Origin of the sequence: Sulfuricaulis sp. (genome assembly GCF_049587675.1) — a bacterium.
Lineage (GTDB): Bacteria > Pseudomonadota > Gammaproteobacteria > Acidiferrobacterales > Sulfurifustaceae > Sulfuricaulis.
This window is the reverse complement of record NZ_JBAVEJ010000066.1, coordinates 1-6,400: the sequence shown is the minus strand read 5'-3', so window position 1 is coordinate 6,400 and position 6,400 is coordinate 1. Positions and strand designations below refer to the sequence as shown.

7 protein-coding genes are annotated in these 6,400 nt (G+C 60.5%); 2 read left to right on the top strand and 5 right to left on the bottom strand.

The features are described from left to right. Positions 1-531 (top strand): GGDEF domain-containing protein (locus WB402_RS03480; protein ID WP_424205527.1); only part of this gene is annotated, 531 nt, incomplete at its 5' end. 135 nt (positions 532-666) lie between these two features. Continuing rightward, a complete protein-coding gene (locus WB402_RS03475) occupies positions 667-990 on the top strand; it encodes a tetratricopeptide repeat protein (protein ID WP_424205526.1) in 324 nt (107 codons plus the stop codon). Positions 991-1,360: 370 nt separating this feature from the next. On the opposite strand, the gene WB402_RS03470 is transcribed toward WB402_RS03475, so the two are convergent. From WB402_RS03470 to WB402_RS03450, 5 genes are all read right to left on the bottom strand, one after another. After that, positions 1,361-2,566, bottom strand: a complete 1,206-nt coding sequence (locus WB402_RS03470) for a CaiB/BaiF CoA transferase family protein (protein WP_424205525.1) — start codon at positions 2,564-2,566, stop codon at positions 1,361-1,363. 2 nt (positions 2,567-2,568) lie between these two features. Next, positions 2,569-3,351, bottom strand: a complete 783-nt coding sequence (locus tag WB402_RS03465; RefSeq protein ID WP_424205524.1) for an enoyl-CoA hydratase-related protein — start codon at positions 3,349-3,351, stop codon at positions 2,569-2,571. A gap of 42 nt (positions 3,352-3,393) precedes the next feature. Then, positions 3,394-4,893, bottom strand: a complete 1,500-nt coding sequence (locus WB402_RS03460) for a tripartite tricarboxylate transporter permease (RefSeq protein ID WP_424205523.1) — start codon at positions 4,891-4,893, stop codon at positions 3,394-3,396. 6 nt (positions 4,894-4,899) lie between these two features. Beyond that, positions 4,900-5,445: a tripartite tricarboxylate transporter TctB family protein gene (locus WB402_RS03455; RefSeq protein WP_424205522.1), complete on the bottom strand. Its 546-nt coding sequence runs from the start codon at positions 5,443-5,445 to the stop codon at positions 4,900-4,902. 86 nt (positions 5,446-5,531) lie between these two features. Next, positions 5,532-6,400: Bug family tripartite tricarboxylate transporter substrate binding protein (locus tag WB402_RS03450; protein WP_424205521.1), on the bottom strand; the 869-nt coding region annotated here is incomplete at its 5' end.

Genomic DNA, 6,400 nt, shown 5'->3' with positions numbered 1-6,400 from the left:
CGGGACGCCCGGACCGACGATTACGCCAGGCAAGAGGTACTCAGGCGGATCGATCAGGATTTTGAACAGGCCAAGAAACAGAACGAAGACCTGGCGCTGATGATGGTCGCCGTAGACGGCTTCGCGAAGATCGCTGAAACGCACGGGCCGGATGCGGCTACGATGGTGCTGCGCGAGGTCAAGAAGCTTGTCAGCTCCGCGCTGCACCAGAAAGAGCCTTTGGCCCAGTACGACAACGACACTTTTGTAATACTCCTGCATAAGTTGAATGAAGCGGAGACCGTGGTGTTGGCACAGCGCATCCGCCGCACCGTAAAATTTCACCACTTCATCCACGCGAGTGAAAGGTTTCGCGTGACCGTCAGTCTCGGCATCGGCAATCTCACGACGAATATGAAAAATGCGATGGACTTGATCCGGGAAGTTCAGGCTTACCTGGACAAGGCCAAAAGCGTGGGGCCCGATACCATCAACGGCAGCCAAAGCATCCGCACCATTTTCCGCCAGATCGGGAACAAATACGTGGCTTGAGGCCAGGCGTTGCGTACGCATACACGAACCCTGTGAGCAACATTAACCCCCCTGATTTGAATTAGTTAAATTATTTATGGCGTCTTCTATGGAAGAGAATGTGATGAGCGCAATAGATGGCTCCAAAGGTACGTTATGTCCATTAGGTTTTTAAGTCATTTACTGGTGTTGTTCTTATCAGTGACAAGCGTGTCGGCAGGTGCGGCTGGTCTCAACGATACTGATGATCGGCTGTTCCAGCTTCAGCGTGCTCAGGCCATGAAAGGTGATACGCGCGCCCAGTACTATCTCGGTGAGATGTATGAACGGGGGCTAGGAACCAGCCAAAATATTGACGAGGCCTTAAAGTGGTATGCGAAAGCCGCCCAAAAGGGGGACTCGTGGGCCAAAAGTAAATTGGCGCTCCGTGCCAAGTTCGACGAAGACTTGAGACAGAAACAGCTCAGGAAAGACCGGTAAAAGCCCTGGAGGCACCCACACCATCCTTGGGGAAACCGAAGAAACCGGATAGCGCATCCAAGAACACCGCCACGAACGTCCGTATATGCTTCTGGCCTATGTGTTGAAAAACTCGAAAATCTACAGAGCAGATTTTTCCACCAACATTGATTTCTGTTGAATACTTGAAGTTAATACGATGCCTACGCTCACTGGAGGCGTCTCACGGCGATATCGCCGCCACAACATTCTCCCCCATTTGTCGAAGTGAATGATTCGCTGACGGGGCTGATATTTTCTGGCCTCGATCAAAAAAGGAGTTTTTCAACAGAATCGGCCGATAGCGGACGTATCTCAGACTGTCGTTTAAACGTTCGTCCTGGCCTGATACCTATAGGGCGATCACATCGCCGTTGCCAACCAATGCGGCGATCTCCGCCTCGCTGTAACCGTATTCCTTTAATACCTCGCGCGTGTGCTGGCCCAGTTGCGGCGCGCCATGACGCACGCTGCCGGGTGTGGCTGAGAACTTCACCGGCGGGCCGAGTGTTTTCATCCGCCCAAGACGGCTGTGCTCGACTTCCACCACCATGTCCCGCGCCAGCACCTGCGGGTCGGTGAGCATCTCGCCGATGGACAGAACCGGTCCCGCCGGGACGCCGGCGGCCTCGAGCCGCGCGAGCCAGTCGGATGTCGTGCTTGTGCGGAAGTTTTTGGTCAGAATATCGATCAGCGCCGAGAGGTTTTGCATGCGCGCGGCGTTGTCGAGGAAGCGCTTATCGTCGGCGAGTTCCGGTTTGCCGATCACCTCGACGAGCCGTTTCCAGTTCGCCTGATTGGCGGCGCCGATGTTGATCCAGCCGTCCTGGGTTTGCACCGCCTGATAAGGTGCACTTAACGGATGCGCCGAGCCGATCGCGCCGGGCGACTGGCCGGTGGCCAGGCAGATGGCCGATTGCCAGTAGGTGGTGGTGACACCGGCCTCGAGCAGCGAGGTGTCCACCAGCTGGCCCTCGCCGGTCTTGAGCCGGTGCACGTAGGCCGCGAGTACGCCCATGGCGGCGAGTATGCCGGCGCTGATGTCGGTGATCGGCGGACCGGCCTTGACCGGCTGGCGTCCGGCGCCTTCGCCGGTGACGCTCATGATGCCGGAGAGACCCTGCGCGATGAGATCGAAACCGGCGCGGTTCGCGTACGGGCCGGTGCGCCCGAAACCGGTAACCTGACAATAGATGAGCGCGGGATTCAGTTTGTGCAGTGTCTCGTAGCCAAGCCCGAAACGCTCCATGGTGCCGGGGCGGTAGTTCTCGATCACCACGTCGGCGGTGGCGAGCATTTTTTCGAGCACGGCCTTGCCAGCGGTACTTTTCATGTTGATCGAGACGCCACGCTTGTTGCGGTTGAGGACCATGAACGCGGCTGACTCGCCGTCCATCGTCGGCGGCACCATGCGGCGCGTGTCGTCGCCGTCGGGCACTTTTTCAACCTTGATCACGTCAGCGCCCATGTCGGCGAGCATCAGTCCGCAGATGGGACCGGCCATGATGTGCGCGAGTTCGATGACTTTGACGCCGGTCAGTGGTCCGTGTGCAGCCATGGTCAACGCCCCTTGAATCCGGGTTTGGTTTTGGCCAGGAACGCCTGGTAACCGGTGCGGAAATCCTCGGTGTCGTAGCAGGCGTAGCCTTCGTCGAGTTCGGCCGGCGTGAGCGGGGCCGGGTCGTGCAGGCGACGCATGAATTTCTTGTGCCAGCGCGCCACCAGCGGGGCGCCGTCGGCCATACGCCGCGCCGTGGCATAGGCTTCTTCCTCGACCTTATCGTCCGGCACCACGCGCGTGACCAAGCCCTTTTGCAGCGCCTCCTCGGCGCCGAACACGCGGCCCTCGAGCAGGATCTCGAGCGTGACCGCCTTGCCCACGAGCGACATCAGCCCGCGCATTTCGCGCAGTCCGAGGGTCAGCCCGAGGCGGCTGATGGGGATGCCAAAACGGCTCGACACGCCGCAGATGCGCAGGTCGCACAGCGCGGCGATCTCCAGTCCGCCGCCGACGCAAATGCCGTGGATGAGCGCCACCATCGGGTGGCGGCACTCGTCGAGCGCGGCCAGTGCCTCATGATGCACCGCGCCGTATTCCCGTGCTTGGGCGGAGTTGGAGCGCGTGTTGGCGAATTCGGAGATGTCGTTGCCAGGCGCGAACGATTTTTCGCCCGCGCCGCGCAGCACCACGCAGCGCAAACTGTCGTCGGCCGATACCTCGCGCATCACTTCACCGAGCCGCTTCCACATCGGTTTTGTCAGCGCATTCAACTTCTCCGGCCGGTTGAGAGTGACCGTGGCGACATCGGCATCACGATTGACAAGGATGACTTCCGTAGACATGGGCGACTCCTGCAAAATCTCAGTGATAGAACGATAGTGGCTTCATTGCGCGGCGGGGCGGATCGCATGCCATGCCTTGGAGATCAACGGCCAGAAAAGCAAGAGCAGCGCCAATGTGGTGATGCTCCCGACCAGGCCGTTCGACCAAAACACGCGCATGTCACCACCCGCCCCAATCATCGAGAGGCGAAACGAGTCTTCGGCGCGGTTGCCGAGCACGAGCGCGAGCGTTAACGGGGCGAGCGGAATGCCGATCTTCTTGAACGCGTAGCCGACGACGCCGAAGATGAGCATCAGCCAGATGTCGAACATGGCGTTCTGGATGGCAAAGGCGCCGATCGCGCAGGATACCACGATCATCGGCGCGATCGCCGCGAACGGTACCCGCAGGACGGCGGCGAAGAGCGGCACGGTCGTGAGCACGATGATGAGACCGACAACGTTGCCGAGATACATCGACGCGATCAGGCCCCAGACAAAGTCCTTGTGTTCGACGAAAAGCAGCGGCCCCGGGTTGAGCCCCCACACCATCAGGCCGCCGAGCAGGATCGCGGCCGTGCCCGAGCCCGGGATGCCGAGCGCGAGCATCGGCAACAGCGCCGAAGTGCCGGAAGCATGCGCAGCCGTCTCCGGCGCGAACACGCCTTCGATGCGGCCTTTTCCGAACGAATCCTTGTCTTTGGAGAAGCGCTTGGCGAGGTTGTAGCCCATGAAGGAGGCGGCGATCGCTCCACCCGGCGTGATGCCGAGCCAACATCCGATCACAGACGAGCGCAGCAGCGTGACCCAGTAGCGCGGCAGGTCTTTCCACACTTTCAGGACAACGCGCAGGCTGATGCTCGCGGAATGGCCGTGCAGCGCGAGCCGCTCCTCCATTGTCAGCAGGATCTCGCTGATGCCGAACAGTCCGATGACCGCGACCAGGAAGTTGACTCCGCGCAGGAGATCGCTTGAACCGAAGGTCATGCGCAGCGTTCCGGAGACCGTGTCCAAGCCGACGCCCGTCAGCAGTAGGCCCAGCGACATGGAAATGATGGTCTTGTGCTTCTCCTCGCGCCCGAGCCCGACGAACGAGCAGAAGGTGAGAAGATAAACCGCGAAAAATTCCGGCGGTCCGAATTTCAATGCGAAGGAGGCGATGCCGGGCGCGAGGAACGTGATCAGCAGCACCGCGACGAACGACCCGATGAAGGACGAGGTGAAAGCCGCAGTCAGTGCTTCCGCCGCCTTGCCCTGTTGCGCCATCGGATAACCGTCGAACGTTGTGGCCACCGACCAGGCCTCGCCCGGGATGTTGAACAGGATCGAGGTGATCGCGCCGCCGAACAGCGCCCCCCAGTAGATGCAGGAGAGCATCACGATGGCCGAGGTCGGATCCATCGTGAAGGTGAGCGGCAGCAGGATCGCGACCCCGTTAGGCCCCCCCAGGCCCGGCAGCACGCCGACGAAAATGCCGAGCATCAGGCCGACCATCATCAGCGCGAGGATTTTCCAGGTCAGCAGGACGCTGAAGCCGTAGAGGAGAAGGCCGAAAGCTTCCATCGCGCGCTAGCGCCCGAACAGGGCTTCGAGCGGCCCCTTGGGCATGATGACGTCGAAGGCGATCTCGAAGGTGGTGAACATGATGAGCGAGAAGAGCAACGCCGTGAGCAGTGATTTCCAGGTCGCGATCCGTCCGATGAATACCATGAAGCCTGCAACCAGCAGAAAGCTGGCCACGTAGATCCCGAGCCATTGCATTGCCAGGCAGAAGAGCAGGGTCGGGACGAATACCTGCATGACGCGGCGAAGCTGCGCGCGCGTGACGAAAGTTCCGCTCGCGTGCTTGCGCGCCAGGAATTCCTTGACGACGCCCCAGAGGCACGCAGCGGCGAGGATGACCGAAAGATAGAACGGGAAGTAGCCGGCCTGCGGGCCGGTCGAATCCCACCCCATGCCGGTGCGCCAGTTGTCGAATCCCAGCAGCCCGGCGAGCGCGAGCAGCAGTAGCGAAACGGCGATGTCGACGGTGCGTTTGGTGGCCACCGCCGGCGAGTCCCTCGCCGGCGCAGTCGGGTCCTCGACAACGATTTCGTCTTCGGATTTCGACGCCATCTAATGAAGCCCTATGCTGTACAGGGAAGTACGAATGCCGCGAGCGCAGGACGCGCAGGAGCGGCCTTCGTTCGTCCTTTCATAAGCTAGTTGGCGACGAAACCGGCTTCGGTCATCAGGTTCTTGTTGAGCGCGTCGTCCTCTTCCAGGAACTTGAGCATGTCCTTGCCGGTGATGAACACGGGTTTCAACGCCTGTTTCTCCATGTAGTCCTTGTATTCCGACGTCTGCGTGAGCTTCTTGAACAGATCGACGTAGAACGCGCTCTGCTCGGGCGTCACCTTGCCGGGCAGGAACATCGCGCGCAGCATCAGATACTGCACGTCGACGCCTTCGTCCTTGCAGGTCGGGATATCGTTCCAGGACATGGCGCCGGCGACTTTGGCCTTGTACTGGATGCGCTCCTTGTCGAACACGCAAAGCGCGCGCACTTGGCCGGCGCGCCAGACTTCGAGGTTCTCGGACGGATTGTTGACGTTCGCCTGGGTGTGGTTGCCGACCAGCTGGGTCGCGGCTTCCCCGCCGGACTTGTACGGCAGATACGCGAACTTCGCGCCTGTCTTCTTTTCCAGGAACACGGTGAGCACGTGGTCCTCGCGCTTGGAACCCGTGCCACCCATCTTGAATGGTGGATTGGCGCCCTTGGCGGCGGCGACGAGGTCCTTCACGTTCGCGTAAGGGAGTGTGGTGTTGTCCCATAGCACGAACTCGTCAAGCGCGATGATCGACACCGGCGTAAGCTCGCGCCAGTTGAACGGGATCTTGGCGGAAAGCGGCAGCATGTATATGAGCGAATAGGCGATCAACACCTTGTGCGGATCGCCGGGGTTCGACGTCATGTACATCAGCGCCTCGGCGCCCGATGCTCCTCCCTTCAGCGATACCACCATCGGCTGCTTCATCAGATTGTTCTTCTGAATCGCCGCCTGCATCATCCTGGCCATCTGGTCGGAAG

Excerpts from the sequence above, each read along its gene's own strand:
- WB402_RS03475 (WP_424205526.1), top strand. The coding sequence starts at position 667 with ATGTCCATTAGGTTTTTAAGTCATTTACTGGTGTTGTTCTTATCAGTG.
- WB402_RS03465 (WP_424205524.1), bottom strand. The coding sequence starts at position 3,351 with ATGTCTACGGAAGTCATCCTTGTCAATCGTGATGCCGATGTCGCCACG.
- WB402_RS03460 (WP_424205523.1), bottom strand. The coding sequence starts at position 4,893 with ATGGAAGCTTTCGGCCTTCTCCTCTACGGCTTCAGCGTCCTGCTGACC.
- WB402_RS03470 (WP_424205525.1), bottom strand. The coding sequence starts at position 2,566 with ATGGCTGCACACGGACCACTGACCGGCGTCAAAGTCATCGAACTCGCG.
- WB402_RS03455 (WP_424205522.1), bottom strand. The coding sequence starts at position 5,445 with ATGGCGTCGAAATCCGAAGACGAAATCGTTGTCGAGGACCCGACTGCG.